This window comes from Flavobacterium procerum, assembly GCF_042431625.1.
GTDB classification, from domain to species: Bacteria; Bacteroidota; Bacteroidia; order Flavobacteriales; family Flavobacteriaceae; genus Flavobacterium; species Flavobacterium procerum.
Genome location: NZ_JBHLYW010000007.1, coordinates 284,631 through 311,321, shown reverse-complemented (window position 1 = coordinate 311,321; position 26,691 = coordinate 284,631). Strand labels below are relative to the sequence as shown.

18 protein-coding genes are annotated in these 26,691 nt (G+C 34.8%); 9 read left to right on the top strand and 9 right to left on the bottom strand.

The window, feature by feature from the left end; genetic code table 11:
* Positions 1-234: 234 nt before the first annotated feature.
* The 3 genes from ACFFLS_RS06920 (at position 235) to ACFFLS_RS06910 (ending at position 6,049) form a co-directional block, all read left to right on the top strand.
* Positions 235-2,511 carry a TonB-dependent siderophore receptor gene (locus tag ACFFLS_RS06920; protein ID WP_379685803.1) on the top strand — a complete coding sequence of 759 codons (2,277 nt, stop codon included), beginning with the start codon at positions 235-237 and terminating at the stop codon, positions 2,509-2,511.
* Positions 2,512-2,702: 191 nt separating this feature from the next.
* On the top strand, positions 2,703-4,607 hold the full coding sequence (locus ACFFLS_RS06915) for a S9 family peptidase (protein WP_379685802.1): 1,905 nt from the start codon (positions 2,703-2,705) through the stop codon (positions 4,605-4,607).
* A gap of 122 nt (positions 4,608-4,729) precedes the next feature.
* Entirely contained in the window at positions 4,730-6,049 is a 1,320-nt protein-coding gene (locus ACFFLS_RS06910) for an APC family permease (RefSeq protein WP_379685801.1), read from the top strand.
* A 69-nt stretch (positions 6,050-6,118) separates the two neighbouring features.
* Here ACFFLS_RS06910 and ACFFLS_RS06905 read toward each other — a convergent pair whose 3' ends face one another.
* From ACFFLS_RS06905 to ACFFLS_RS06895, 3 genes are all read right to left on the bottom strand, one after another.
* Positions 6,119-8,401, bottom strand: a complete 2,283-nt coding sequence (locus ACFFLS_RS06905) for a hypothetical protein (protein ID WP_379685800.1) — start codon at positions 8,399-8,401, stop codon at positions 6,119-6,121.
* Positions 8,361-9,428: a hypothetical protein gene (locus ACFFLS_RS06900; RefSeq protein WP_379685799.1), complete on the bottom strand. Its 1,068-nt coding sequence runs from the start codon at positions 9,426-9,428 to the stop codon at positions 8,361-8,363. The genes ACFFLS_RS06905 and ACFFLS_RS06900 overlap by 41 nt, the downstream gene beginning before the upstream one ends.
* A gap of 235 nt (positions 9,429-9,663) precedes the next feature.
* Positions 9,664-12,297 (bottom strand): valine--tRNA ligase, encoded by a 2,634-nt coding sequence (locus ACFFLS_RS06895; RefSeq protein ID WP_379685798.1) that lies wholly within the window; start codon positions 12,295-12,297, stop codon positions 9,664-9,666.
* 244 nt (positions 12,298-12,541) lie between these two features.
* On the opposite strand from ACFFLS_RS06895, the gene ACFFLS_RS06890 reads away from it, so the two are divergent.
* The gene (locus ACFFLS_RS06890) at positions 12,542-12,922 is read left to right on the top strand and encodes a DUF1573 domain-containing protein (RefSeq protein WP_379685797.1); all 381 of its coding nucleotides are present in this window, start codon (positions 12,542-12,544) and stop codon (positions 12,920-12,922) included.
* A gap of 88 nt (positions 12,923-13,010) precedes the next feature.
* Here the strand turns inward: ACFFLS_RS06890 and ACFFLS_RS06885 are convergent, their stop codons facing one another.
* The 5 genes from ACFFLS_RS06885 to ACFFLS_RS06865 form a co-directional block, all read right to left on the bottom strand.
* The gene (locus ACFFLS_RS06885; protein ID WP_379685796.1) at positions 13,011-13,496 is read right to left on the bottom strand and encodes a hypothetical protein; all 486 of its coding nucleotides are present in this window, start codon (positions 13,494-13,496) and stop codon (positions 13,011-13,013) included.
* Positions 13,497-13,627: 131 nt separating this feature from the next.
* Positions 13,628-15,757, bottom strand: a complete 2,130-nt coding sequence (locus tag ACFFLS_RS06880; RefSeq protein ID WP_379685795.1) for an OmpA family protein — start codon at positions 15,755-15,757, stop codon at positions 13,628-13,630.
* Positions 15,758-15,767: 10 nt separating this feature from the next.
* The gene (locus ACFFLS_RS06875) at positions 15,768-16,694 is read right to left on the bottom strand and encodes a PorP/SprF family type IX secretion system membrane protein (protein WP_379685794.1); all 927 of its coding nucleotides are present in this window, start codon (positions 16,692-16,694) and stop codon (positions 15,768-15,770) included.
* Positions 16,695-16,717: 23 nt separating this feature from the next.
* Complete coding sequence (locus ACFFLS_RS06870) at positions 16,718-19,348, bottom strand: T9SS type B sorting domain-containing protein (protein ID WP_379685793.1); 2,631 nt, start codon at positions 19,346-19,348, stop codon at positions 16,718-16,720.
* A 159-nt stretch (positions 19,349-19,507) separates the two neighbouring features.
* Complete coding sequence (locus ACFFLS_RS06865; protein ID WP_379685792.1) at positions 19,508-20,833, bottom strand: PDZ domain-containing protein; 1,326 nt, start codon at positions 20,831-20,833, stop codon at positions 19,508-19,510.
* Positions 20,834-20,956: 123 nt separating this feature from the next.
* Here ACFFLS_RS06865 and ACFFLS_RS06860 point away from each other — a divergent pair, with 123 nt between their 5' ends.
* From ACFFLS_RS06860 to lgt, 5 genes are all read left to right on the top strand, one after another.
* Positions 20,957-22,153, top strand: coding sequence for a pyridoxal phosphate-dependent aminotransferase (locus tag ACFFLS_RS06860; RefSeq protein WP_379685791.1), 1,197 nt, complete (start codon positions 20,957-20,959; stop codon positions 22,151-22,153).
* A 200-nt stretch (positions 22,154-22,353) separates the two neighbouring features.
* Positions 22,354-23,025 carry a GTP cyclohydrolase I FolE gene (gene folE / locus ACFFLS_RS06855; protein ID WP_379685790.1) on the top strand — a complete coding sequence of 224 codons (672 nt, stop codon included), beginning with the start codon at positions 22,354-22,356 and terminating at the stop codon, positions 23,023-23,025.
* 132 nt (positions 23,026-23,157) lie between these two features.
* Positions 23,158-24,639: a cysteine--tRNA ligase gene (gene cysS / locus ACFFLS_RS06850; protein ID WP_379685789.1), complete on the top strand. Its 1,482-nt coding sequence runs from the start codon at positions 23,158-23,160 to the stop codon at positions 24,637-24,639.
* A 105-nt stretch (positions 24,640-24,744) separates the two neighbouring features.
* Positions 24,745-24,993, top strand: a complete 249-nt coding sequence (gene yidD, locus ACFFLS_RS06845; RefSeq protein ID WP_379685788.1) for a membrane protein insertion efficiency factor YidD — start codon at positions 24,745-24,747, stop codon at positions 24,991-24,993.
* 67 nt (positions 24,994-25,060) lie between these two features.
* Positions 25,061-25,993 carry a prolipoprotein diacylglyceryl transferase gene (gene lgt, locus ACFFLS_RS06840; protein ID WP_379685787.1) on the top strand — a complete coding sequence of 311 codons (933 nt, stop codon included), beginning with the start codon at positions 25,061-25,063 and terminating at the stop codon, positions 25,991-25,993.
* 53 nt (positions 25,994-26,046) lie between these two features.
* Here lgt and ACFFLS_RS06835 read toward each other — a convergent pair whose 3' ends face one another.
* A complete protein-coding gene (locus tag ACFFLS_RS06835; RefSeq protein WP_379685786.1) occupies positions 26,047-26,661 on the bottom strand; it encodes an acyloxyacyl hydrolase in 615 nt (204 codons plus the stop codon).
* Between the last annotated feature and the right edge of the window lie 30 nt (positions 26,662-26,691).

The window sequence follows — 26,691 nt, the reverse complement described above, 5'->3', positions numbered from 1 at the left end:
AAAAATTCATTCTCAGATTTTAAAAAAGACCTTGCACTAAAACAGCAAGGTCTTTTTTTTGGCTCAAACAACTAATTCATTACAAAATTAAAATAAAATTAAAAAATTATTAAGACAATCTTAAGGAAAAACTAATAAAGGTTTAAGTAAGAAAAGCTCTTCGAAATTTCCCTCCTAGGAAGGCGTGTATTTATATTTGCAGAAATTTATTTTTATTAAATCTAAATAAACAACATGAAATATAATTTACTTTTACTTCTATCCTTCGCCAGTTTTGCATCATACAGCCAAAACTATACAAGCACAGAAAACACCAAAGTTTCTGATACTGTAAAAAACAGAAAAGGTGAAACACTTAACGAAGTAGTGGTTACCAAAACAAAAGAACCAAAACCGGTAACCGCAGTTCGTTCAGGATTAAAACCAATGGATAATCCACAATCGATACAAGTTATTGGTTCAGAAGTTATCGAACAACAACAAGCCATTCGCTTAAGCGAAGTTCTCAAAAATGCCAATGGTGTTTATGTTGGTTCTGCAAGAGGTGGTGCGCAAGAATCTTTTTTCTCAAGAGGATATGATATGTCTGCCAACAATATGTTTAAAAACGGATTTCGCTATAATTCAGGTTCTATTCCTGATGTTTCTGGTTTAGATAAAGTTGAATTTCTTAAAGGAGGTTCGGCGCTTTTATTCGGAAATGTCGCTCCTGGAGGTATTGTGAATCTTGTGACCAAAACTCCTTCTTTTAAAACCGGAGGAGAAATCTCAATGCAAATGGGAAGCTTCTCGTATTACAAACCTGCCTTCGATTTTTATGGAGCGTTATCTAAATCTATTGCTTTTAGAATTAATGGTTCTTATGAAAACTCGGAAAGCTTTAGAGATGTGGTAAAAAACGAACGTTTATATGTTAATCCATCCTTGCTTTTTGTAATTAATCCAAAAACACAAATTACGGTTCAGGGAGATTATTTAACTGCAGACTGGACTCCTGATTTTGGAACTGGGATTATCGGAAAACAAATTTTAGATCTTCCAAGAAATGCTTTTTATGGATCACTTTGGTCAAATGGAAACACAAAATCTTCAAGCGCTTCTGTATTAGTAAATCATGATTTCAATAAAAACTGGAAACTGAACTTCAATTCGTCTTTACAAAATTACAATAGAGGCAGTTATTCTACAGCACAGTTGTCAAACTTAGATACGTATGCAACTCCAGGTGAATGGAACAGAGGTTTGGCAAAAAACAAAAACTTAGAACAAGTTTTGGGAGATCAGTTGAGTTTACAAGGAAATTTCAACACTGGATCTGTAAAACATCAAATTTTTACAGGTGCTGATTGGGAAAATTCATTTGCAACAGCCTACACTTATACATTTGATGAAAAGTATGTGCAAACTGGAACTAAAAACGGACAGCCAGTTTACGGACCAACTTTATACGACAAGATAAATCTGTTCACTTTTGATCCAAGCACGCAAAGAAACGACATTCCAGTTACAGACAGAGCAACTCAAATTGCAAAAACAGAAACAAATCGTTTTGGCGTTTATTTCCAAGATTTCGTTTCAATCACAGAAAAATTCAAAGTATTGGCTGGAATCAGATGGTCTTGGCAGGAAGCTGAAGTAACGACTTACAAAGAAACCTATGTTGGAGGAAAACAAACTGTTGCTCCAGAAAATGCAGTTCCAGTCATTACGCCAAAACGTTTAGACAATGCTTTTTCTCCAAAAGCAGGATTGGTTTATCAGCCTGTAAAAGAAGTTTCTTTGTTCGGAAGCTACTCGACATCTTTTACGCCAAATACTGGAACAACTGCCGATTTGCAACCTATAAAACCTTCTATAATCGACCAATACGAAGCTGGAGTTAAAACCGATTTCTTAAACGGATTAGTAAGCACAAACGTAACAGTTTACCAAATTACGAACAGCAATCTAGCTCAAATGGCAGAGTTTAAAGCTGACGGAACACCAAACACCGATACCAACGTTAAAGTTTTGAGCGGAGAAACCAAAAGCAAAGGTGTTGAAATTGATGTAAATGCCAGACCAGTTGACGGTTTAACTATTGTTGCAGGCTATAGCTACAACGATATGCGTTATACAAAAACCTCTGGATTAAATGGCAGTTTTATAGAAGGCGATCGTGTTGCCAGAACTCCTCAAAACACAGCAAATTTGAGTTTCTTTTATACCGTACAAGAAGGTTTCTTTAAAGGTATTTCTGTTGGAGCCATCGGAAATTATATCGGAGACAGAATTGGTGGCTGGAACAGTCAATACGATTCTACAAGACCAGGAGGAATCTGGGATAGAGAAATTCCGTTAAAAGGATATGCAACAATCGATGCTTCTGTTGGTTATTCGTGGAGAAAAATCTCTATTCTTTGCAAATTATCAAACATTACAAACGAATTAAACTATACGGTTCACGAAAATTACAGTGTGAATCCAATCGCGCCTCGTCAAATTATGACAAGTCTGCGTTACAAGTTCTAAAATTTTAAATTAGATTGTAATCCTGCAAAGCTTTTTCTGTATTCTTCATTTTTAAGAAAAACAGAAAAGGCTTTGTTTTTTTGCTTAAATTCTATTCCAATAATAAATAAGATTTTTTCTACTTCTTTAAATGTTTTTCATAAATTTGGTTGTCATCAATTGAAAATCAATAATCTAAAACCATTTAAAAAATGAAAGAAAAATTTATGTTATTTGGTCTTTTTTCACTGCTAGTGCTTCAATCGTGCAAAAAAGAAGAAAAAAATCAGGAAGCAAGAATGCCAAAACAATATGCTGTAGAAGATTTCTACGATACCAAATCAATCGGTGCTGCGGGTTTTAATAAAGATGAAACCAAAATCTTAATGAACAGCAACATCACCGGAATTGCTAATCTCTACGAATTAAACATTGCCGACACATCCTCTGTCGCGCTTACGAAATCTAAAACAGAGAGCAACTACTCCATCGATTATCTCCCAAACAGTTCAAAATTTATCTATTCTTCAGATAAAGGCGGAAACGAAAATGCCCATCTTTACTTAATGGACAAAAGCAATGCCGCACCAAAAGATCTTACTCCGTGGCCCAACAGCGCCAATAATTTTATGGGATGGAGTCTAGACAAAAAAAGCATGTATGTAAGCAGCAACAAACGTGACATTAAATATTTTGATGTTATAAAACTAGACACACTTACTTGGAAACCTACAGTTTTATTTAAAAACGAAACAGGCTTTTCGCCATATGCAGTGAGCAAAACCGAAAGATATATCGCTCTTACAAAAGAACTTACAACCGATACGAACGAATTATACATTTACGATAATACAACCAAGACGACCAAAAAAATCAGTTCTGCAAAACCAGCAAACTACAATCCGATGGTTTTTGAAAAAAATGACAGCATTTTGTATTATGCCACAAATCTGGACAACGAATTCAGTTATCTCGTAAAATACAGTTTGAATACCGGAAAATCTGAAAAAGTTTTTGAAGATAAATGGGATGTCAATTTTATGAATTTGAGCGAAAACGAAAAATATCGTGTCATTTTCATTAATGACGACGGGAAAAACAAAGTGTTGCTTTTTGATCATAAAACGGGAAAAAAAATAGATTTCCCTGATTTGAAAGACGGGGACGTTCAAAACGTCATTATCTCTAACAGTGAAAATAAATTATTGTTGACCGTTGGAAGCAGTACAAGTTCGCCAAACTTATACGTTTACGATATTCCTAAAAAGGAATTAAAACAGCTTACCTCAACCTTTAGTAAAAAAATTGACCAAAATGACCTTGTAAAAGCAGAAGTTGTCCGTTTTAAATCTTTTGACGGAAAAGAAATCCCAGCTATCTATTACAAACCGTTGCAGGCATCAGAAACCAATAAGGTGCCCGCTTTAATTTGGGTTCACGGAGGCCCAGGCGGACAAAGCAGAATCGGATATTCAAACAGCATTCAATACCTTGTAAATCATGGTTATGCAGTTCTTGCAGTTAACAATCGCGGTAGTAGCGGCTACGGAAGAACATTTTACAAATTAGACAACAAAGATCACAGCAATGGCGATTTGAAAGACTGTATCTGGGGCAAGAAATGGTTGGCAGAGCAAAATTATATTGATCCAAATGCTATCGGTATTTATGGTGGAAGTTATGGAGGCTGTATGGTTTTGGGCGCTTTGGCTTTTCATCCAGAAGAATTCAAGGTTGGAGTCAACTTGTTTGGTGTTGCCAACTGGCCTAGAACTTTAAAAAGCATTCCGCCTTACTGGGAATCTTTCAGAAAAGCTTTGTATGATGAGTTAGGAGATCCTTATACTTCAGACAGTATTCGACTAAAAAAGATTTCACCTTTATACAATTATCAGAAAATCAAAAAACCGTTATTGGTTTTTCAAGGTGCAAATGACGTAAGAGTTCTTCCGATAGAAAGCGACGAAATAGTTGCTGGTGTGAAAAAGAATGGCGTTCCTGTAGAATATATTGTATATCCTGACGAAGGACACGGTTTTCAGAAAAAAGAAAATCAGATTACTACATCAAAAAAAACACTGGCTTTTCTGGACAAATATCTAAAAGCAACAAAATAAGCTTCATACAACCTATTTTAAAACCTCATTCTTACCGAATGAGGTTTTTGTTTTTCATAAAAAACTGTTTTAAAATGGCTATTTTTGCAGCATATATTCCCTAAATAATAAATACAATTTTAATGTCAGTTTCTAAAAATAATCAGTTAAAAACCACACTTGGTTTCAGCTTTAACATCGCTGTTTTAATCGGCGGCACCATCGGGGTCGGAATCCTGCGCACGCCTGGAGCAATCGCAAATCTTTTAGGCAATTACTGGCTGGTTGTTTTTTCATGGATTTTTGGTGGTTTATACGTTTTAATTGGCGCCAATTTGTATGCTGAATTGGGTGCCATGCTTCCAAAAGCTGGAGGATCTTACAATTACATCAAAAGAGCTTTTGGAGATTATTTAGGCTTTCTTTCAGGCTGGTTTGATTATATCACCAATGCGATTCCGCCTGCTTTTTACTGTATTGTAATCAGCGAGTATCTCGTTATACTATTTCCCGAGCTTAAAAATTATTCCACTATTATGGCCATTTCGCTTTTAACTGCATTTGTTTTAATTCATTTAAGCGGTGTCAAAAACGGAAGCATGATTCAGCAGATTACCAGTTTCTTAAAAGTAATTTGTTTTGTCGCTTTGGTCGTGGCTTGTTTTATGTATACAGGAATTGAAGTTCCGAAAATCCAAACTGATAATTCGTTTTTTCAAATTGGTCTTTTATTTGGATTTTTTAAATCGCTGCAGTTAATTATAGGGACTTACAACGGCTGGAATAGCGTTAGTTTTTTTGCTGAAGAAAATGATAATCCGGGAAAGAACATTCCGAAATCGCTTTTCAGTGGTGTTATTCTGGTAGCTGTTATTTATACTTTGGTAAATATTGCCTTTTTTCATGTCTTGCCGGTTGAAACTTTGGCACAATCAAATTTGGCCGCTGCCGATGTGGCTAAAGTTCTTTTTGGAAAAAACGGCGCAATTATAGTAACTGTAATTTCAATATTTTCTTTAATAAGTATTTTGAATGCTTTTATGATGATTCCACCAAGAATTCTTTATGGATTAAGCCGTGACGGATTTTTCATAAAAAAAGGAACTGAAGTAAACAAAGGCGGAACGCCAGTTACAGCTTTATTGGTTTCTTCTTTTTTCAGCTTGTTCTTAATTATATTTGTCGGTTCCTTTGAGGTCTTATTTTCTTTTGCTGCCTTTATTTCCATTATTGTCTGGGGATTGGCTTATGCATCACTTTTAAAACTAAGAACCAAAGAACCAGATTTAGAACGACCATATCGCTCTTTTTGGTATCCTTGGGCAGCGATTGTTGCTATTTTAGCATCCATTGGTTTACTACTCGGATTTATCTACAGCAATCCTAAAAGTTTTTTAGTTATTTTGGGAATTACAATCGCTTCGTACCCGTTGTTCTTGGCTTTAAAGAAATTTAAAGTTTAAGTTCGGATTGACTGAAACTCATTTAATAAAACAAAACCTGACAGCGCTAAAAACTGTCAGGTTTTGATTCTATTTTCTTGCTTTAAAATACGCTTCTAAATTCACGCATCCGGATAAATCTGAAGCAAATTCTGGAAACTCTTTTTTAACCCTCTCTGAATTAGAATACTCTTGATGTTCTACAAAATCCATCATGCGCAGGCAAAGTGCTTTAAATTTATTGGTTTTCGCATTCTTAAAAGCCAGTTTATAATTTGCGATTGCTTTTAATTTGTTTCTGTATTCAATTTCATCAATATACGATTCATTTTGATATTCATCGCCATAATACAGGTTCCGGCTCGTATAACGGCGCATCATCCAAGAATTACCATAATCTGACATATTGTAATAACAATTTGCAATCAAAAAATAGTAATAAGACCTATCGGCAGTTTTTGGATTATTGGCCAATCTGCTGTATTTCACCAAATGTTCTGTCACAGAAAGTTTGGTTACCAAATACTTTTCTGTATGCGGAATAAAAGATGCTGTGTGCTTTAAATCATAAAAGGGATTTTGATCAAAAACATAATTATCGCCATATTCTCCCCTTTCCCAAGCATTATAATTGTCATCCCAATACTTTTTGTCTAAAGTTTTAAAGGTTTTTAAGGCGTTGTTTAATTGGCTCTCTCTGATGTATTTGGTTCCTAACAAATCTTTTAAAGAATTCTTGTCTTTTAAGATTACTGCGTAAATCCTTTTTTGAAAATCGGTTAATCCTGGATCTTCTGTTTTGTCAAGAATCTTTTGTACCGCTTTAGCTGTATAAACAAAGTCTAAATAATCGAAATAACGTTTAAATTCTTTCAGATTGCTGGATGATTTAATTCTGTTTCCTTGCCATTCAACATCATATGAATTAAATCCTCCGTCTATCGACTCGCTTTCTTCGATTAATGATATCAATGCTATTCCATCGGTAAGATTTCCTTTAAATTCTAATTCTCGTCCAAGTGCAAAAATAAAACGCGCATCGGCTTTGTATTTTAAAATTGTCTCTTCTAATTCAGGTTTGATTACCGCCCTGCCATTTTCTTGATCTGCCATAATGCAAAGCGCTTTTATTTTTTCTATTTCTTCAAAGACTTTTTCGGTTTTATATTCTTTTTCAAACAGCGCAATTTTCTTCAAACAATCCTTATAATTTCTGGTAATAAACTCCAGATTTATTGCAACCGTTTTCCACACAATAGGATTTTGTATTTTACTGCTATTTATAGAATTGACAAAATCTAAAACCTTTTTGGCATACAAACGGTCATTTTCTGAGCGGGCTCTTAATGTTTGTGTTGAGATATTATTTTCTTCTGAATCCCAAAAATTCTGATAATCTATTGAAGGACTATAATTCGAATAATACGGTGTATAAACCCAATCTTCTATTTTATTGAGTTCTCGCAACAGCAGAAACCCAAGAATCTCAGATTTTGGACTGTTTGCGTAAATTTCTTTTATGTAATCGAGCGCCTGATCTCTTTTCTGTACAGAAGCATATGCGTAAATATTGGCTATATCTGTTTTACTTTTGGCGTATTTTAAAGCTTCCTCCACTTTAAAATTTTCGTGAAAGAAGTAATAACTAGCATGCTTTTTTTCTGGAGAGTTTGCCATCAAATCGGCTACATCTACCATATAACCCGGATTTGATTTCGTAAAAGTGTAAAAAAACAAGCTCCAATAGTAGAGATAATCTTTTTTGGTGTTCTTAAAATTAGATTCAAAAACATCTTTTACGACCTCTCTATTCCCAGAATAATGACCTAGCCTGATGGTCAAAAAAGCATATTTACGTTTAAAATACAGATTTTTTTCCTCATCAATATATCGAAGCATTTTATTTAGTAATCTAGCTCTTCTTCCGTTATTGACAGTTTCATTTCTTTCCCAAGCATCATCAGCATCGTTTGTCAGTTCGCAGCCTTTTGCAATTTTCAAATACTTGATTGCTTCTTTTTCATTATTTTGATAAAGATACTGTATAAATTTATTGTCACTATTTGGGTTAACATCTGTGAATAGCAATTTGAAATTGAACTCTTCTATATCTTCTATCGCAACTTTTTTATGCGTAAAATTATACCAGTCCAAAATATTAGAATCGACTATTTTATATTTCTCTGGATATTCGTCAAAGTCATAGCCCCACAATTCGGCCGTATAGTAAAATGATTTGTAGTGCTTATAATTAAAATATTCCGGTTTACAAATAGAATAACGAATATCTTCACCGAAAGGAGAATAGCCACAAGCCTGAATCCTGCCAAAACTACTTACTAAAAGAATTGTAAAAATCAGAAACTTGTTCATTACTATATTTTTTAAAGGTTCCGGCATCTAAATGAAATAATGATATTGTGGTGTTTTTATCCAATTCGACGTTTTTCTTGATAATCGAAATGGCTTCTTTAATCGTTTCAGCATCCACTTCTTCGCATTTTATCTGATCGCCTATTTTGAGATAGACATTGTAGTCAGAAACATAACGATCTTTCGTTATTTCAAACCACATTGGTTTTTTCAGTTGGGCAAAACTGCTGACTTCGGTTGAATTTAAATTCAGTAATCCCGCAAAACGGTTGTTTTGATACCAAATTGTCCAGTAAAAAACGGGCAGCGCTACATCTAAATGAACCGGATAACTTCTTTTTTTATCGAGATACGATTTTAATTCATTGATATCTAAAATCGAATTTTTATTTTTCTGCGACAAGGGCTTGATGAGATTGTAACACATTAACATGGCTTTGTCTACTGGCGGAACTCCCATAATGTCGGGATATTTATACGGATAAAGCCTAAGCGTGCAACTGATTTCTTTTTTAGAAAATTCTTTAATTTTCTTCAGCAAATAAAAGTATTTGTCTTTTGTCGATTTTGTCCAGTCACAGTCAATTTGAATTTCATTATAATCAAAAACTACTTTTGCAGAATCTTGGCCATACTGCTTGCCTTGCTTATGATATTTATCAATCAAAAAAGTAATGTTATCAGCCAATTTATCCAGCGATTTTTCGTCGTTGTATTGGAATATTTCATTTTTTACAAAAACTACTGGAACAACTTTTACAGATTCAAGGTCTTGAAAAGTATACTGGCCCGGACTATTTTTCTCGTAAGGAAAATTCCCCATCGATTCATTATAATCGACCTCAAAAAGCTTATAATAAATCTTTTTGACTCCAAGCGTATTTAAAGATTTTTCAGTCTCGTTATCAAAATAAGACCTGCCTTTCCAATAATAAAAAGCTTTTTCAACATTTTCGACTTTATTTTCCTTATTTGAACACGATAAAAAAAGCGTAAAAACGAACGCGAGAAGAAAGATTTTTTTCATTGAAAAGACAACAATTATATTAGGGAAAACCGTATTAAATGTAGCGTATTTTTAAATACGAAAATCAAAAAAAATAGAACTATTTTTTGAGATAAAATGACTTTTTTAAAACAAAAAAACTAATTGATTTTAAAGAAGAAAGCAAGATTTTTGTAATTACTCGTCCTTCGGAATTACAAAAAACAAAAAAGCTGTCCAAAACGGACAGCTTTTATATTTAAAAAGAATCTGATTCTTATTTCAAACCAGCCAAACTCTGCTCAATTGTAGCAATTTTGGCTAACGCATCGGCTTGTTTTTGTTTTTCTAAATTAAGGACTTTCTCTGGAGCTCCGTTTACGAATTTCTCGTTAGAAAGTTTTGCTTCTACAGATTTCAGGAATCCTTTTGTGTAATTCAATTCTTCTGTCAGTTTTGCGATTTCAGCTTCAACATCTATATTTCCTGTAATCGGAATGAAATATTCATTTGATTTTACACGGAAAGACAATGCGCCATCTACTTTTTCAGAAACATATTCGAAAGTAGAAACGTTTCCTAATTTCGTTATAATTGAATCAAAATAAGTGGAAACATTTTCGCTGTTGATTCCTTTTAATTCGATGACATCTTTAAACGGAATGTTTTTATCTTTTCTAATTGTTCTAATTCCAGAAATTACTTCAATTGAATTTTCGAAGTCAGCAATTAATTTAGCATCAAAAGGTTTTACTTCTGGCCAAGTCGAAACGATTAAAGCTTCTTCTGGCGTTCTTTCAGCGATTAACTGCCAAATTTCTTCCGTCAAGAAAGGCATAAATGGATGTAATAACTTCAAGTTATTTTCTAACATTTCAATCGCTTTCGCGAAAGTTACGCTGTCAATTGGCTGTTGGTAAGCCGGTTTGATCATTTCTAAGAACCAAGAACAGAAATCATCCCAAACCAATTTATAAATCGCCATTAATGAATCTGAAATTCTGTATTTCTCAAAATTATCTTCAATATCAAGTAAGGTCTGCTGTAATTTCGCTTCGTACCATTCAATTGCTACTTTTGATGATTCTGGTTGTGGAATTGTTTCTGAAACTTCCCATCCTTTAATCAATTTGAAAGCATTCCATATTTTGTTAGAAAACGCTTTTCCTTGACTGCATAATTCTTCATCAAACATAATATCGTTTCCTGCAGAAGCGCTTAAAAGCAATCCTACACGAACTCCATCGGCGCTGAATTTTTCAATCAAATCTAAAGGATCAGGAGAGTTTCCTAATGATTTAGACATTTTACGGCGTTGTTTATCACGAACTAAACCAGTTAAATATACATTTGTAAATGGTTTTTCACCTGCATATTCATAACCTGCAATAATCATTCTCGCCACCCAGAAGAATAAAATATCCGGACCTGTTACCAAGTCATTTGTTGGATAATAGTATTTAAAATCTGGACTTTCTGGATCCATTATCCCACCAAAAACAGACATCGGCCATAACCACGCAGAGAACCAAGTATCTAAGGCATCAACATCTTGTTTTAAATCTTTTGTTTCAAGTTTCAAGTTTGAAGTTTTCTCCTGTGCTAATTTTAACGCCTCCTCGATGTTTTCTGCAACTACAAAATCTTCTTTTCCATCACCATAATAATATGCCGGAATTCTGTGTCCCCACCATAACTGACGAGAAATATTCCAATCGCGAATGTTGTTCAACCAATGAGCATAGGTGTTTTCGAAACGTTTTGGGTGTAATTTAATGTCTCCTGTTTCTAAAACCGATTTAATTGCTGGTTTTACCAATTCTTCCATTTTTAGGAACCATTGGTCTGATAATCTTGGTTCGATTACGGCTTTTGTTCTTTCAGAAGTTCCAACTTTATTCAAGTGAATTTCTGTTTTTGCTAAAGCGCCAGTTTCTTCCAACTCTTTTGCAATTTCAGTACGAACTACAAAACGATCTTTTCCTTGATAATGCAATCCGAAACTGTTTAAAGTCGCATCTTCATTAAAAATATCAACGATTTCAAGATTGTGTTTTTCTCCTAACGTTTTATCGTTCATATCGTGTGCAGGCGTTACTTTCAAACATCCTGTACCGAATTCTACATCTACATATTCATCTTCGATAATTGGAATAACTCTACCGCAGATTGGAACAATGGCTTTTTTACCTTTTAAATGTGTAAAACGCTCATCGTTTGGATTGATACAGATAGCAGTATCTCCGAAGATAGTCTCAGGACGTGTTGTTGCAATTGTCAAGAAATCTTCTGAGCCTTCGATTTTATATTTTAAGAAAAATAATTTTCCTTGTTGTTCCTCGTAAATTACTTCTTCGTCAGAAAGAGTTGTTTTTGCTTCTGGATCCCAGTTTACCATTCGGTAACCTCTGTAAATTAATCCTTTGTTGTATAAATCAACAAAAGAACGAATTACAGATGCAGACATATCTGGATCCATTGTAAATTTAGTGCGTTCCCAATCGCAAGAAGCTCCTAATTTCTTAAGCTGTTCTAAGATTGTTCCGCCGTATTTGTCTGTCCATTCCCAAGCATGTTTTAGGAATTCTTCGCGGGTCAAGTCGTTTTTATTGATTCCTTCTGCTTTTAACTTCGCTACTACTTTTGCTTCAGTAGCAATAGACGCGTGATCAGTCCCCGGAACCCAACAAGCGTTTAATCCTTTAAGACGCGCTCTACGAATTAAAACATCCTGAATCGTATTGTTCAACATATGTCCCATGTGAAGGACTCCAGTGACGTTTGGTGGCGGGATTACAATGGTGTACGGCGTTCTATGATCTGGTTCTGAATGAAAATAGTTGTTTTTCATCCAGTAATCATACCATTTGTTCTCAATCGTCTTAGCGTCAAATTGTGCTGGAATTGTCATTTAAATAGGTTGTTTTAATCGTTAATTCGTTTAATCGTCAATTTGTTATTTGCTTAATCGTTATTGGAATAAATCAATGAAACGATTAATCAGTTAAACAAATAAACTAAAACTTTGGTTCAATTTTTGTAATTATAATTAACAGCAAAAGTAAATAATTAAGTACACTATAAAAAACGAATTAATAATTTGTGTGTTAATTAAAAGAATGTATATTTACTTACAACTAAAAAACAATTTCAAAATGAAAAATGTTGCCTCTTTTATTGCTATCGTATTGTTTAGTGCAATAGGTTACGCACAAAATGGCGCAAAAATTGAATTTGCTGCCCCAGACAATACAATTGATTATGGAAAAATTTCTAAGACAGATAACGGAGTTCGTTCCTTTGAGTTTACAAACACAGGCGATGCACCACTGTTAATTACTGGAGCAGAATCAACTTTAAGTTCAATCGTTGTTACCAAACCTGCAGCAGCAATTCAGCCAGGTAAAAAAGGGAAAATTGACGTAAAATACAACATGGCAAGTGGTCCGATTCGTAAAACAATTACGGTTGAAACCAATGCTGTCAATTATCCTGACGGACGTATAGCCCTTAAAATTAAAGGCGAGGTTTTATAAAAGAATTAAAAATCAAAATAACAAAAAGCCGTTTCTTATTCAGAAACGGCTTTTTTATGGAGTGATTTACTATTGTAAAATCTGTGTTTTATTTTTTATCAGCGCATTCAACGGTGTCAAATTTATATTTAACACGTTCGAAATCAATTGGCTTATCTTTTACTAAATACGTAACGCCCATTGTAGTCTGCATCGTTCCGTTTCCTAAAATAAGCTGATTGTCGCGTTTTAACAATGCCATCGGATTTTTAAACGTTTTGCCCTGACTTGCTGCTTCTTTAAAAGTATAGTCTATAAACAAGGTATCACCATGAAATTCTCCAGCAACTTCTCCAGTTCTCACTGTTACAGGAGCAACCTTCATTATCATATCTCCGTTTAATTTCCCGTTTTTCAACGTGTTCAATTTTAAATCTATTGTATCTTTTTCATAAATTGCTTTGTAACAAGCAGTGCTCACTACAGTTTCTCCTTCCGCTTTTGCAGCTTCTTCCGCTTTTTGTTTTTCATCATTTTTACAGCTTTGGAATCCGATGCAGACCAAAAGCAGACAAGATAAGGTTAGATTTTTCATAATGTAAATTTCAATGGTTATGCTATAAAATTAATAAAAAAGAAACCATCAGAAAGTTTTTTTATAAAATATTAACCTAAAATAAAAAGTAAACCCGTCAAGATTAATCTGACGGGTTTACAGGAAAATTTCTATAGATTCTTAATTACAAATTCTGATCTTCTGTTCAACTCATGTTCCTCTTCTGTACAAGATTCATCCGTTTTACATTTCACAATCGGCACCGATTCTCCGTAGCCTTTTGCGCTTACCCTTTTAGGATCAATTCCGGACTGAATGATAAATTCTCGAGTAGAATTGGCTCTTTTCTGAGATAAATTTTCATTGAACTTTTCATTTCCTCGCGAGTCTGTATGCGAACCAATCTCGATTACCATTCCAGGATATTTATTCATTAATTCAACCACTCTTCCCAAAACCACTTTCGATTCTTTTCGAATGTACCATAAATTATAATCAAAGTAAATTGGATCTGTTTTGATAATCAGGCGGTCTTTGTCTTTAACAACATCTTTTTCCTGCTCTAAAATCTGTTTTACTTTTTCGTTCTTTTTAATTTCGGCTGCAACGATTTCTGCCTGTTTGGCTTTTTTCTCTTTCTCTTTCAATTCAATACCCGCCAAAATTTCTTTTTTCTTATTTTCTTCTTCCAGAATAAGCTCTTGTTTTCTTTTCTTTTCTACATTTTCTTTTTCTTCCAACTTGATTTTTTCAAGAGATTTCAATGCCAGCGAACCGTCATTTATGGCATTTCTGGTTTTATCTGCCGTAATCATCTTAGACTCGTTGGTATATTTTTCTTTAAAGGCAGAAACTTTATACGAAGCCTCGCAAGCAATAGTAAAATTAAATTTTCCGTCAAGCGGAGTTGTAAATGTGTACAAGGTTTTTTTATCAGAATCCTGCAGGATTACCGTTGCATTTTCGAGAGGAAGCTTAGTGTCAACATCTGTAATAATTCCAGCGATAAATTGTTTGCAGTCTTCGACAATCAAATCTTTGATTTCTTTAAACTGATAAATATCGTCGCTTCCTTTTCCGCCTTCCCTGTTAGAAGCAAAATAACCTTCTTTGGTTTCTGAATCAATGTTAAAGGCAAAATCGTCCAAATTTGAATTTAATGGCAGACCGATATTTACCGGTTTAGAATATTCATTTCCATTAATATCAGAAACAAAAACATCCAATAAACCGTATCCTAAATGTCCATCTGAAGAAAAATAAAGTTTATGATCTGCTGATGCAAAAGGAAATTGCTCGCGTTTGCTCGTATTGATTTCGGGTCCGAGATTTTTTGGCGTATCAAATGCCCCTTTGTTTATATTGACAGAATAAATATCAAAAGACCCCAATGATCCCGGCATATCAGAAGCAAAATACAATACTTTCTCATCGGCGCTCAAAGCTGGATGTTCAACAGAATAGTTTGGACTGTTAAACGGAAGTGAAGTAATATTCGTCCATTTTCCGTCTACTAATTCGGCTTTAAAAATCTGTAGATTCGAAATTTTCTTATCGTCTTTCTTTTTCTTTCCGTTTTTAGAATTGTTTCTTGTAAAATACATTGTTTTGCCGTCTTTTGTAAAAACAGCATTTGATTCGTGCATTCCGGTCTTTAGCTCTTTTGCAAAATAATGCACAATTGAGTCTGAAGAAAATATGTTTTTTATCGGAATTGAAACCAGATTCAAATAGGTATTATTGTCCCATTTATACTTTTTATCGAACCATCCTGGTTTTAGTTTTACCCCTGCAAAAACTAAATTGTCTTTGTATTTAACAGCGCCAAATTCTGAGTTTGGCGTATTGATAGGAAGATTTTTAATTTCGAAACGCTTCCCGATTGCTGTTACATTTTCTAAAGTTTTGATGTCTTTTTCGAAATTGGAAATATCTTCCGGATTAGCCGATTTAGAAAAATATTCTTTCAGCATCTTATTGGCATCCTCATAACTATTAGTCGCCTTTAAAGTCTGTGCATATCTAAAATAATATTCCCTGTCGAGGCCATTACTATAACTATTGATCAAAAGACGGTAATACCGCTGCGCTTTTACCAAATCGTTGGTATAATAATATGAATCTGCCAGATTTTTTATGACTTCCTGCGAAGGTTTTTCGTCTGCCAATTTCTGATATAGAATAATCGCTTCACTGTAATACGTTCTCTCAAAGAATTTCTTCGCTCTGATTGATTCCTGATCTTGAGCATTTATAAACTGTATAGAAAATACGAATATAATAACGATGAGTTTTTTCATATTTTTCATTTTAAAAGAATCTAGGCGATTTATCAAATCCTTTTCCTAATAAGTCAAGATCAAACAATAGCATAATTTCGTGCGTTCCCGAATTGAACTGCCCAAAATTTGTGAGCGTATAATCGTAAGCATAGCCCGCCCGAAGCGTAGGTGTGATATTAAAATTGAACAAAGCGCTCACAGAATCACCGATTCGGTATGCTGCTCCAAATTCAAACTTTTCGTTGTATAAAACATTGGCTGTAAAATCAAAAGTAATCGGAGCTCCTTTTACTATTTTGGTCATAAATGCAGGTTTCAGCTTCAGCATATCATTCATCTGGAAAACATAACCTGCCGTTAAAAAAGTATGTATTTCTTCTGCACCAAAAGCATTAATTCCTGATTTTTCTTCAATATATTTTGATTTTAATAAATTCGGAACCGATAATCCAACATATAAATTATCCCTAAAATAATAGGCTCCGACACCAATGTTTGGTTTTGTGGCATTTATATTTTCGGAGAAAGCAAAATCGGTCTGCGGATCTGTAAAACGGAATCCGTTAAAATTGGTCTGCATTGATGAAAACCCAGCTTTAAGTCCGAGTGAAAGTTTATTCTGTCCGCCTAATTTCAAAACATAGGCAAAATCTGCATACACATTATTTTCTTTTTTAGCTCCATCTCCAATATCATCAGAAATAAAAGACAATCCGACTTCAACTTTATCCGTCAAGGCACTGTGTCCAAAAAAAGTAAACGTTTTAGGAGCTCCTACTGCCCCAACCCACTGCGTTCTGTAGAGTGCTCCAAAATTCATCATTGCTGGAACTCCTGTAGCATAGGCCGGATTTACTACACTCATATTGTACATATAATGTGTGTATTCCGGGTCTTGTTGCGCGGTCACTGAGAGACAAAAAAGGAAATTTATAAGGAGTATAATTTTTTTCATTTGGAAGTTTTGTTAAAAAAGAATTATCGATTTAAATAAAGACGGCCTTGTATCGGCGGTTTGTTGTCTTTATTAAAATGGAGCACATAGAAATAAACTCCGTTTGGAGCAACTCCGCCCGCAATACCGCTCCTTTCGTAATTCATCCCGTCCCATGCCGGTTTATTTTTATCTCCTTTATACATTCCGAGTCCGTATCGGTTAAAAATTTCCAACGTATAATTCGGATATAGAAATTCGATATCCTTAATTACAAACGAATCATTTATACCGTCTCCGTTTGGAGAAAATCCATCAGGAATAAAAAACGGATATTGCGGTGCATCACAATCTTTTAAGGAAACTGTAACCGCTAAATTCTCATCTGAGAAACAATTGTCTGTTGGAGAAAAATCAAAACCGTAATATGTATTTTTATCAATTAAAATAGTTGACGAAGACAGCAGATTTCCGCCCGTTGGAGCATCATACCAAACAACTGTCATCGGCGAATTGGTATTGTTAGACAAATCCAAAATTGTCGGATTATCGAGTCCGCAGAAATTTCCACCATCTTGTTTGAGTTCTGGCGCAGGAACATCGGTTATCGTAACCGTAATCATTGACGGAGGAGAAACACAGCCTGCAGCAGAAGTCACGGTCACATAATAATTTTCAGATTTCAAAATATAACTGTCCACAAGAGGCGTCGTCAAGGATGGAGAATTGTACCATTTATATTGATTTCCATGCGGTTGCAAATCTGCCACAGTAGAATCATCTGCTTTACAAAAAGTCTGATTGTTTACTGATGGAGCTGCCGGAATTTGATTTAAAACAAAAGAATCTGATACGCCTACAACAGCTGTATCACAATTTGTACTGTTATTTTTCAGATTAGTTATATTCAAGGTTGAAGTTCCTGAATTGGGCAGCAAAACCGAAGGAACAACAAAATTGGCGCTGCCGTTTACTGGAGTTAAAGTAACGGTTTCTATTCCTGAAGTATTGCTTCCGCTAATGGTATAAGATATTGTAACATCTGTCAAATTTCCAAAACCTGAAATCGCTGCAGTAACAGATTCGCCAAAGCAAACATTCTGAATCTGAAGCCTCAGTGTCGAAAAATTAGGCAACGGATTAATCTGAATTTCACCCCTTACATTTGCAGTGTTAGTACATTGCGAGACAACATTAGTAATTCTCGTAATCCTTATGACCGATGTGCCGCTTTTTGCATTTAAAACTTCAGGTACCGTAAAAACAGCTTTTCCGCCAACTACTGTAATACGTGTAACTTGCGCAGTAGCAGCGTTTGCTCCCGAAATGTTGTAAACTATATCATAGACACCATCTGCAAGATTTAAAGCATTACTCATGTTTATCACTGCATCTTGATTTTGACAGATTACTGGCGTATCTAGAACCGCGTCTGTTAAATCTGGAAGCGGATAAACAATCAAATCGTCAGAAAGATTGTTGATGATATTCCGACAAGCCAATATGCTGTTTACTGAAACAATATTTGTGATATTGACATTAAAAATACCAACGTCTTTAAAATAATCAGAACTTATAGGAAATATCAGAATGCCGTTTGTAAAATTGGCTGTTACTCTCTCAGAACCTCCATTTGGTCCCGATACCGTAAAATAAACATAATAGGTGCCGTTTGGTATAGGCGCTGGACCTTTTGTAATCATCACAGAATAACTTGCTGTCGAAATTTCATCTTCGCAAATATCAGAGTTAACGACAGCAACTGCATCTGTAAAATCTAGTTTTGTCTCCAATCTGATTCGTACTGTGGTTATATCATCAGGGCAAATCGGATTGTTGGAAGGCACTCTATACGAAAAACCATAATTTCCTTCTCCGCGTGTATTATATATTCTTTCGATATTAATATTATGATCGCCGTTGAAGGTCAATTCGCCCGTTGCTGAATTATCTCTCCACGTACCGCCCAAATCATAACCCGAAATCCTGCTAAACAAATCTAAATCTGTATAAGCCGATAAGCCGTCACTGGCACATAAATCTAAGTGAGCAGGAGTTCCAGATTCAGGCGCTCTGAACACACTTATAAAGGCCGTAGAAGACATTGCGGGACAGGTACCAATTGCAGGCATTGTATAGGTAAACTGAAAATTCCCCTCCATATTGGTCACATTGATAGAAGAATTAACGTACTGATTTGTAGTGTCATTATGCCATTGCCCATTTGATTGCGGACTAACATCTACACCATTAAAAGCCTGAAAAAGATTAAAAAATCCCACAGAACTACAGACTGATACATTTGGTGAAGTAACACCCGAATATCCACCAATAGTTACTGTAACGACTGCTGTATTATCGGCACAGCCATTATTAGAAGGAGCTGTGTATGTATAGGTATAAACGCTGCTTTGTCTTATAAGTTGTGCATTTAAAATTCCTGTATTTAAGTTCAGACCTCCAGATTCGTTATCATCTGTCCAAGTTCCTCCTGGCGTTGCTGTTCCGCCCAAAAGAGAAAACAAGTCGATTGTCCTACTGCTTGCATTAGGAATATCGCAAACAGTTAAAGTAGCATCCGTACCTGCACACTGTGAATGAAGAGTAGAGGAAAAAATTGAAAAAAAAACAAAAAATAAAAATAATCGTAAGAATTTATTGTAGTTTTCTGTCATAAAGTGGTATTTTTTTGATAAACATAATAAAATTTAGTCCATGTTTAGCAAAAAATACAATTTAACACTCATTTTTGCACAAATTTCAAAAGAAAGTGAAAAATATTAATAAAAATTAAACAATTACTAAAAATATTCAACACATTTTAAAACAGCACTTTAAAGTTCATCTTGTAGTTTAAATCTGAATTTTAAAATCAAACTGTTTCGTTCTACTTCTAATGTAATCCACACATCATCTTCTGATTTTAACATTTGATTAATTTGTTGCAAAGAATACTTATAAGGTCTTTCGTGATTAATACTTACAATAATATCGCCCGCTTGTAGGCCACATTTTGCAGCGGCAGAGAACTTTCTGATGTTAACAATTTCATAAACAGGCTTTAAAGCAAATTTATATTTAAAATTATCGTCTTTTTTCCCATCATAACTTACATCACTAAAAGAGTTTGCAACTTGAACCGTCTCCATATGAACCGTTTCCTGAACCCACTGCAAACCATTGTGCTGTATTGTGATACCACTTTTATTATAAGTAAAAGGCTCATTGTATCTGCTGTTTTTGCGTAGGTATAACTTTTTATCTTGATAATCTAAAACCAAAGTAAATCTCTTAAAAATTTCTCCTCCGACAGAACCAATGCGGTCAGGAACCATTTTTACATTCTTGATTGATGAAGAATCGGGAAACGAAACTATGGGTCTTTTAAATTCAAATCCGTCAATAGAAAATTTTTCGATTTTGGCGCGATGTCCTTCAATGTCGCCGCTGAAACCTTTTCCCAAAAAATCAGGAAAATTCTTTTTAGGAAGCTTTATTTTGTTGTTCTCAAAAATCCAGAAAGCATCACTATTTCCTATATCTACAAGAAGTTTTGCCGTCATAGGGACAGAATCAACTACTGCATTTGTTTGAATGTAAGGCTTAGCTCTTTCGATTGTAATCGGAATTGTCTTGAATTTTTTCTCGAGTTTCTGCTTTATTTTACTTTTACTTCCATAAACTATCACCTTCTTTTTATGGTAATTAATCTCGACTATGTTATTTTTAAAGAATTTATAGCCAATAATTCCGTTGACCGGAATTCCGATATGCGATGATAAATTAAAACTCTGATCCAGAATTATATAAACCAAATGCCCGCTCGAACTCAATCCGTGCGTTTCCAGAACGTTATTGGCAGATTTTAGCCCTTCAACCTCTTCTTCACTCCCAAGTCCGCGAAGTTTTATCTTTTCTACGTTGTTAAAGCTAACCTCCTTTTTTTCTTCCATACTAAAAAGAATGGTCTCCTCGACTCCAGAATCCAGCAAAAAATTAAGCTCAACTCCGTTTACTTTTATCGGAATAAAAACAAGATTATTGATCATTTTAAATGGTATCACCACTTTGCTGGTCTTGCCTTGAATCGAAAAATCACCTTGTGCAGAAATAAAAAAAGGCAGCAATAACCCAAAAAACAATCCTATATATTTTTTCATTGGCAATATTTTATTATAAAATTAGTAAATATATCTATAATTGTTACATTTTCGTAAGTACTCATATTGTTTACGTTAATTTCGAAAAAAAAGCGCAAATTTGCACTTCAATAATTTATACTCATGCCTACAATTTCACACAAGGGAAAAAACATGCCCGAATCTCCGATACGTAAGCTGGCTCCTTTTGCAGATTTAGCAAAGCAAAAAGGTCACAAGGTGTATCATCTAAACATTGGTCAACCGGATATCAAAACCCCGGAAGTGGCCATCGAGGCGGTAAAAAATATTGATTTGAGTATTATAGAATACAGTCCGTCTGCCGGATATGAAAGCTATAGAAAAAAATTAGCTCATTTTTACCAGCGCCAAAACGTAAACGTTAACACAGAAGACATCATTGTAACTACTGGTGGTTCTGAAGCCTTACTTTTTGCACTGGCCACAATTACGGATCCGGGAGATGAAATTATTATCCCTGAACCTTTTTATGCTAATTATCACGCGTTTGCCTCTTCAACAAGTGCCACTGTTGTTCCGTTAGTTTCTACTATCGAAACTGCTTTTGCATTGCCAAGCATTGAAGAAGTGGAAAAACTCATTACACCAAAAACAAAAGCCATTCTGATTTGCAATCCTGGAAATCCGACTGGGTATTTATACTCTGAAACAGAAATTAAACAGTTAGCTCATTTAATTAAAAAACACGATTTATATTTAATTGCTGACGAAGTTTATCGCGAATTTTTATACGATGGAGACGAGGTGCATTTTTCTGTAATGAATTTAGAAGATGTACAACAAAACGTAATCATGGTCGATTCTGTTTCTAAGCGTTACAGCATGTGTGGTGCACGAATTGGATGTCTAGTTACTAAAAATAAAGAGGTTCTTGCTACAGTAATGAAATTTGCTCAGGCGCGTTTAAGTCCGCCTACGATCGAGCAAATCGCTTGCGAAGCTGCAATTGACACACCGCAAAATTATTTTGACGAAGTTATTGGTGAGTACAAAGAACGACGCGATACTTTGATTTCTGAATTAAACAAAATCGAAGGCGTTATTGTTACCAAACCAAAGGGCGCTTTTTATTGCATTGCCCAGCTGCCAATAGCTGATTCTGATGATTTTGCACAATGGCTTTTGGAAAGCTATAATCTAAATGGCGAAACCGTTATGATTGCACCAGCAAAAGGCTTTTATTCAACACCTGGAATGGGATTGAATCAGGTGCGTATTGCTTATGTTTTAAACAAAAAAGACTTAATCACAGCTGTAAACATCTTGAAAGAAGCTTTAAAAGTTTATACAAAAAAATAAGCCTCAAAGCCAAACTTATATCAAAAGACAATAACAAAAATGTTATTGTCTTTTGTGCTTTTAACAAACTGCGGTAAGACTAAATTGCATAATATCCAAAAAGCATTAATTAAATAGTAAAAACGATAGAAAAGGTTTCCTATTTATTAATTATCTTTACCGCCTTAAAAAAGGAATACACATACTAATAGTAGTTTTTAATGATAAATAACGAAGATTTTTTAGACGAAATAGGAGATAATCACTTCAGCAGTAATGCAAAAAACCCGCTTAGAGCAGATGCTTTTGATATTACTGATGAAGAAAAAATAGAAAAAATTAAAAAAGATGTTGAAAACATTCTCCAGACACTCGGAATGGATTTGACAGACGACAGCATAAAAGGCACTCCAAACCGAGTTGCAAAAATGTTTGTAAAAGAAATTTTTGGCGGACTTAATCCTGCAAAACAGCCTAAAGCTTCTACATTCGACAACAATTATAAATACGGCGAAATGCTTGTAGAGAAAAACATTACGGTTTATTCTACCTGCGAGCATCACTTATTGCCAATTATCGGCCGTGCTCATGTGGCTTACATTTCAAGCGGAAGAGTTATTGGTTTGTCAAAAATGAACCGCATTGTAGAATATTATGCTAAAAGACCTCAAGTTCAAGAGCGTTTAACCATGCAGATTGTACAAGAACTTCAAAAAGCTCTAGGAACCGAAGATGTTGCCTGCGTTATCGATGCAAAACACTTATGCGTAAACTCAAGAGGAATTAAAGATATCGAAAGCAGTACTGTAACTTCTGAATTCGGAGGAAAGTTCAAAGAGGCTCAGACTAAAAGAGAGTTTCTTGATTACATCAAACTAGATACGCAGTTCTAAAATAGTTTTATTGTTTTTGGTCAATAATTTGGTTTTTTAATTTCATACACAATTACAGCCCAAATCCAAATACTATAATCTCGGTATTAAACTAAAAACAACAAACTTAAAACAACAAACAAACATTTAAATATGCCATTATATACAACGCAACCGCTCAAAATATACAATTCGCTTTCAGGTGAAAAAGAAGATTTCAAACCAATCCATGAAGGAAATGTTGGAATGTATGTTTGTGGACCTACGGTATATAGTAATGTTCACTTAGGAAACGTAAGGACTTTTATGTCTTTTGATGTAATCTTTAGATATTTTCTGCATTTGGATTATAAAGTTCGTTATGTTCGAAATATTACCGACGTTGGGCATATCGTAGATGACGTTGATGAGGGTGAAGATAAAATTGCTAAAAAAGCGCGTTTAGAACAATTAGAACCAATGGAGGTTGTACAGCGCTATACAGTTGATTTTCATGACATATTGAAAGCATTCAACTTTTTACCGCCAAGTATAGAACCAACTGCGACGGGGCATATCATCGAACAGATTGAAATCATCAAAAAAATAATCGATACCGGAATTGGATATGAAGCAAACGGATCGGTATATTTTGATGTAGTAAAATACAACGAAACCAAAAACTACGGTATTCTAAGCGGCAGAAATATTGACGATATGCTTGCCAATACACGCGATCTTGACGGACAATCTGACAAAAGAAACCCTCAGGATTTTGCGCTTTGGAAAAGAGCCGAACCAGAACATATCATGAGATGGCCTTCTCCATGGAGCGATGGTTTTCCGGGATGGCATCTTGAATGTACTGCAATGAGCACCAAATATTTAGGAACTCATTTTGACATTCACGGAGGTGGAATGGATTTGAAATTCCCACACCATGAATGCGAAATTGCTCAAAATGAAGCCTGCACAGGGCAATCTCCTGTAAACTACTGGATGCATGCCAATATGCTTACCCTAAACGGGAAAAAAATGGCAAAATCGACAGGAAATAATATCCTTCCGGGCGAAATCCTTAGTGGTGACAACAACATTTTAAGCAAACCATTTTCAGCTTCGGTAACTCGTTTCTTTATGCTTCAGGCGCATTACAGAAGTATTCTCGATTTTTCTGATGATGCAATCGTTGCCGCTGAAAAAGGATACAAAAGACTAATGGAATCTGTTGATGCTTTGCCAAATATAAACGCATCAAGCAACAGTTCTATAGACTTCAAAGCATGGAAACAACTTTGTTATGATGCAATGAACGATGATTTCAACACGCCAATCTTGATTGCTCAATTATTTGAGGCTGTTCGTTATGTCAATCTATTGAAAGAAGGCAAAGAAACCATATCTGCTGAAGATTTAAAAGATTTTACAACGGCGGTCAATGCTTTCGTCTTTGATGTTTTAGGATTAAACGACGAAAAAGCAGCAGACATTAATACTGACAAACTTGAAGGTGTGGTTAATATGCTGATCGGAATGAGAAATCAGGCAAGAGCAGATAAGAATTTTGCTCTTTCTGACCAGATTCGCGACCAGTTAATCGCTCTGGGAATCCAATTAAAAGACGGAAAAGAAGGAACTTCTTTTAGTATACAATAAAAAAGTGTTCAGCATTCAGTTTTTTAGTGTTCAGATTTGCACTTTGACCTAAATTAGCGTAAAAAACTGAACACTAAAAAACTGAGCACTGAACACTAAAAAAATATGTTGTCTAAAATCCTGATATATCCATTTGTTCTTTTGGTACGGTTCTATCAAACTGCTATTTCGCCTTTTACGCCAGCTTCTTGCAGATTTGAACCTACCTGCTCGACTTATATGATTCAGGCGCTACAAAAGCACGGATTGTTTTATGGAGGCTTTTTAGGAATTAAACGTATTTTAAGTTGTCACCCTTGGGGAAAAAGCGGTTACGATCCTGTACCAGAAAAGAAATGTTCACACAAACATTAACTTTTTATAAAGAAGTCCTTTATATTAAATATTTATTTTTACAACAATATCAAAACATATTATATACATGACACACGCCTTAAATTTTGTTTGGAATCCTTCAGAAGGAATTGATCTGGGATTTTTTATGATTCGCTACTACAGCTTAATGTTTGTAATCGCTTTTGGTCTAGGATGGTTTTTAATGAAGAAGATTTTTGAACGCGAAAACGAATCACTTGATAAACTAGATTCTCTATTTGTCTGGACAGTTCTTGCAACATTGGCAGGTGCACGATTAGGCCATGTGTTTTTCTATGACTGGGAGTATTTTCGAAACCATATCTTGGAAATTTTTCTTCCTTTCAGATTTGAACCAAAATTCGAATTCACTGGCTTTCAAGGATTAGCTAGTCACGGTGCGGCAATTGCAATTATCATTGCAATGTATTATTACAGCAAAAAAATCCTTAAACGTCCGCTTTTATGGATTTTAGACCGTGTTGTGATTCCGGTTGCGAGCGGTGCGATTTTTGTTCGTTTAGGTAATTTTTTCAATTCAGAAATTATAGGTCACGAAACGACATCTTCTTTCGGTATTCGATTTTTACATGACCAATTCAGTAAAGCCGAAGCTGTAAACGCAACCCAGATTGCAGATCCAAAAGATGCTTACACAGCAATTGCAACAGACCCAAAATTTGCGGATTTATTGGCTCAAGTCCCTGCAAAACACCCAACCCAATTGTATGAAGCATTTTGCTATATATTTGTCTTTGCAATCTTATTCTTTCTATATTGGAAAACTAATGCTAGGCTTAAATCAGGACTTTTATTCGGCTTGTTCTTAGTTCTTTTATTTGTTGTTCGTTTCATCGTAGAATTTGTAAAAGAAAGTCAAGGCGGTATCGAACAAGAATTAGGCTTGTTTTCTACAGGGCAATGGCTGAGTATTCCATTTATAATTATCGGACTTTTCTTTATCATTAGAGCGCAAAGAAATCCATTAGCACAGTCTTAATCAATTTCAGATAAAACAAAACGCCCAATACATCAAATATTGGGCGTTTTTATTTAAAGTCTACACAGAATACCAAATTCAATGTTTTTGGTATTATAACCTGCATTATTGCTTCCTAAACCTGCATTAGAAACATGCCTTAAGCTGGGGCGAATATCAAACCGAAATCTATTACAATCTATTGTAAATCCAACAGCCAATACATCTGCAAAAGCAAAACCTTTAGACATTCTTTCCGTTTCAGTATCTGTCACCATCGGACCGATACTTGCCAGAAGATAGGCCGAAAACTGCCCTGAAACAGGCTTTCTTATCAAAAAACCAATATTAAGAACATACTCCCTAACATCCTTTAATTTCAAATATTTTTCTCTCTTTTCTTCAAAATCAGAATCATCTGGTTTTACAAAATAGAGATTCAATAATTGATGTTTACCAAAATTAATCTCAGGCTGAAAAAGAATCGCATACTCAAATCTTTTCGTCTCCTTAAGTTCATAACATAGTTGCAGTTTGTAGAAATCATTGGTAAATGTATAATTCCTATTATTGAATTCACTACCAAACCCGTAACTAAAACCAACACTATAACGCGAATAAGCTTCCTTCTGCGCCATCATTTTTGCTGTTAAGGCAAACAGTAAACCCAAAAGTAATTTTCTAGCCATAGATCAAATTAAACTGTATTTAAATATAGC

Coding starts and splice junctions, on each gene's coding strand:
- ACFFLS_RS06920 (WP_379685803.1), top strand. CDS start 235: ATGAAATATAATTTACTTTTACTTCTATCCTTCGCCAGTTTTGCATCA.
- ACFFLS_RS06915 (WP_379685802.1), top strand. CDS start 2,703: ATGAAAGAAAAATTTATGTTATTTGGTCTTTTTTCACTGCTAGTGCTT.
- ACFFLS_RS06910 (WP_379685801.1), top strand. CDS start 4,730: ATGTCAGTTTCTAAAAATAATCAGTTAAAAACCACACTTGGTTTCAGC.
- ACFFLS_RS06905 (WP_379685800.1), bottom strand. CDS start 8,401: ATGAACAAGTTTCTGATTTTTACAATTCTTTTAGTAAGTAGTTTTGGC.
- ACFFLS_RS06900 (WP_379685799.1), bottom strand. CDS start 9,428: ATGAAAAAAATCTTTCTTCTCGCGTTCGTTTTTACGCTTTTTTTATCG.
- ACFFLS_RS06895 (WP_379685798.1), bottom strand. CDS start 12,297: ATGACAATTCCAGCACAATTTGACGCTAAGACGATTGAGAACAAATGG.
- ACFFLS_RS06890 (WP_379685797.1), top strand. CDS start 12,542: ATGAAAAATGTTGCCTCTTTTATTGCTATCGTATTGTTTAGTGCAATA.
- ACFFLS_RS06885 (WP_379685796.1), bottom strand. CDS start 13,496: ATGAAAAATCTAACCTTATCTTGTCTGCTTTTGGTCTGCATCGGATTC.
- ACFFLS_RS06880 (WP_379685795.1), bottom strand. CDS start 15,757: ATGAAAAAACTCATCGTTATTATATTCGTATTTTCTATACAGTTTATA.
- ACFFLS_RS06875 (WP_379685794.1), bottom strand. CDS start 16,694: ATGAAAAAAATTATACTCCTTATAAATTTCCTTTTTTGTCTCTCAGTG.
- ACFFLS_RS06870 (WP_379685793.1), bottom strand. CDS start 19,348: ATGACAGAAAACTACAATAAATTCTTACGATTATTTTTATTTTTTGTT.
- ACFFLS_RS06865 (WP_379685792.1), bottom strand. CDS start 20,833: ATGAAAAAATATATAGGATTGTTTTTTGGGTTATTGCTGCCTTTTTTT.
- ACFFLS_RS06860 (WP_379685791.1), top strand. CDS start 20,957: ATGCCTACAATTTCACACAAGGGAAAAAACATGCCCGAATCTCCGATA.
- folE (WP_379685790.1), top strand. CDS start 22,354: ATGATAAATAACGAAGATTTTTTAGACGAAATAGGAGATAATCACTTC.
- cysS (WP_379685789.1), top strand. CDS start 23,158: ATGCCATTATATACAACGCAACCGCTCAAAATATACAATTCGCTTTCA.
- yidD (WP_379685788.1), top strand. CDS start 24,745: ATGTTGTCTAAAATCCTGATATATCCATTTGTTCTTTTGGTACGGTTC.
- lgt (WP_379685787.1), top strand. CDS start 25,061: ATGACACACGCCTTAAATTTTGTTTGGAATCCTTCAGAAGGAATTGAT.
- ACFFLS_RS06835 (WP_379685786.1), bottom strand. CDS start 26,661: ATGGCTAGAAAATTACTTTTGGGTTTACTGTTTGCCTTAACAGCAAAA.